Source organism: Dietzia sp. DQ11-38-2, assembly GCF_014145055.1.
Lineage (GTDB): Bacteria > Actinomycetota > Actinomycetes > Mycobacteriales > Mycobacteriaceae > Dietzia.
In genome coordinates this window covers 1-1,823 of record NZ_JAALDW010000473.1, presented here as the reverse complement: position 1 = coordinate 1,823, position 1,823 = coordinate 1, and the positions used below count along the sequence as shown (strand labels likewise).

General features: G+C 71.2%; 2 protein-coding genes and 2 pseudogenes. 2 read left to right on the top strand and 2 right to left on the bottom strand.

What is annotated here, in order from left to right:
* Both G6026_RS14840 and G6026_RS14835 read right to left on the bottom strand, forming a co-directional pair.
* A pseudogene (locus G6026_RS14840) lies at positions 1–264 on the bottom strand (LytR family transcriptional regulator); the annotation flags it as partial.
* A 15-nt stretch (positions 265–279) separates the two neighbouring features.
* On the bottom strand, positions 280–615 hold the full coding sequence (locus tag G6026_RS14835; RefSeq protein WP_107757397.1) for a DUF3263 domain-containing protein: 336 nt from the start codon (positions 613–615) through the stop codon (positions 280–282).
* 98 nt (positions 616–713) lie between these two features.
* Here G6026_RS14835 and G6026_RS14830 point away from each other — a divergent pair, with 98 nt between their 5' ends.
* Together G6026_RS14830 and G6026_RS14825 are read left to right on the top strand one after the other, a co-directional pair.
* Positions 714–1,388: a peptide deformylase gene (locus G6026_RS14830; RefSeq protein ID WP_107757398.1), complete on the top strand. Its 675-nt coding sequence runs from the start codon at positions 714–716 to the stop codon at positions 1,386–1,388.
* A pseudogene (locus G6026_RS14825) lies at positions 1,381–1,823 on the top strand (GNAT family N-acetyltransferase); the annotation flags it as partial. The gene G6026_RS14830 and the pseudogene G6026_RS14825, both read left to right, overlap by 8 nt.

Genomic DNA, 1,823 nt, shown 5'->3' with positions numbered 1-1,823 from the left:
GGGCTGGGCGGGCGCGGCGGGCGGTTCGGCCTGCTCGACCTGGGCACTGTCCTGGTCGGTGGCGGTCGGGGTCTCGTCGTCGCCCCCGAACAGCTGGACGAGCCCGATGCCTATCGCCAGGACCACCGCGGCCAGGAGGACCATCGCGATGGCCCGGTACGGAGGTCCGGTCGGCTCATCCTGGTCGGGGCCGGCCCCGGCGCCGCCGGCGGGCGCGCCCGGACCGTAGGGGTCGTACTGCGAGGTTTCGGGCTGGGAGCTCACGCCGGTGAGTGTAGGTCAGTCGAGCCGCATTCCCAGGTTGCGCGCCGCGCGTGCCTTCTGACGGCTGCTGCGCATGCGACGAAGCCGCTTGACGAGCAGCGGGTCAGCGGCCAGCGCCTCGGGGCGGTCGATGAGGCCGTTGAGGATCTGGAAGTAGCGGGTCCCGGACATGTCGAACTTCTGCCGGATCGCCTCCTCCTTGGAGCCGGCGAACTTCCACCACTGACGCTCGAACTCGAGCATGGCCCGGTCCCTGTCGGACAGCACGGGGTCGGCGGCGTGCAGCTCGTCCGCGGGCGGCGAACCGCCCTCGACCCTCGGTCGGCGTGCCGCGGTTGCTGATCGACCCATTCGCTCGCCTCCTGTGCCCGGATCACACCGTTGTGATTCCCCCGTAGTGAACCACACGGATCCGACACCCTGCCAGGTGCGCACTAGGATCTCCTGCCATGGCCGTCCTGCCCATCGTCATCCTCGGCGATCCCGCCCTCCACACCCCCACCGAGCCCGTCACGGAGTCCCCGGAGGAGATCCGCGACCTCGTCCGCGACCTCTACGACACGATGGACGCCGCCAACGGAGTGGGTCTGGCCGCCAACCAGGTGGGGGTGCGCAAGCGGGTGTTCGTCTACGACTGCCCCGATCTGGACACCGAGGACGGCGAGGGCGTCTCCCGCGAGGACGTCGAGGCCCGCGGCGGCTGGCTCAACCGCCGCGGCTGCATCGTCAACCCGGTGCTGGAGACCTCCGAGATCCCGGAGACCATGCCGGACCCGGAGGAGGATCTCGAAGGATGCCTCTCCGTCCCCGGTGTGAACTTCCCGCGCGGGCGCGCCTGGTGGGCCCGGGTCACCGGAACCGACGAGAACGGCGAGCCGGTCTCCGTGGAGGGCTATGGCCTGTTCGCGCGGTGCCTGCAGCACGAGGTCGGTCACCTGGACGGGTACCTCTACACCGACCATCTGATCGGCCGTCACCGCAAGGCCGCCAAACGCCACATCCGCGACGCAGGCTGGGGCGTGCCCGGGTTGAGCTGGGACCCGACCACCGATCCCGACCCGTTCGCCGACGAGGACGACGGTGACGAGTGGGACGACGACGAGGCCACCGACCCCCGTGGCTGAGCAGGACCGGGGTCTGGCGGACCGGTCCCGGTGGAACGCCGGCCGACGCGTGGAGGTGGGGATGCGCGTGGTGGTCCGTCGCCATCTGGAGGCCGGGCAGGGTTCGCACCTCTACACCGACGTCATCGGACACGTGGTCGCGCTGGATCCCGAACTCGTGGTGCGCCGCGAGTCGGGCGAGGAGGTGCGGATCCCCGATTCCGACATCGCGGTGCTCAAGGTGCTACCGCCCCGGCCGGTCCGGGCACGCGACGTCCGGGCGCACGAGTACGCGGGTGCGTTGGCGTGGCCGGGCACGGACTTCGAGCTCGTCGACGGCTGGTTCTGCCGTGCCGGTGACGACTGGTCCTACCGCGGGAACTCGGCGGTCCCGGTGTTGCCGTGGGCCAGCTGCTCGGAGCTGGACGGGGTCCGCGACTGGTACGCGGCCCGCGG

Excerpts from the sequence above, each read along its gene's own strand:
- G6026_RS14835 (WP_107757397.1), bottom strand. The coding sequence starts at position 615 with ATGGGTCGATCAGCAACCGCGGCACGCCGACCGAGGGTCGAGGGCGGT.
- G6026_RS14830 (WP_107757398.1), top strand. The coding sequence starts at position 714 with ATGGCCGTCCTGCCCATCGTCATCCTCGGCGATCCCGCCCTCCACACC.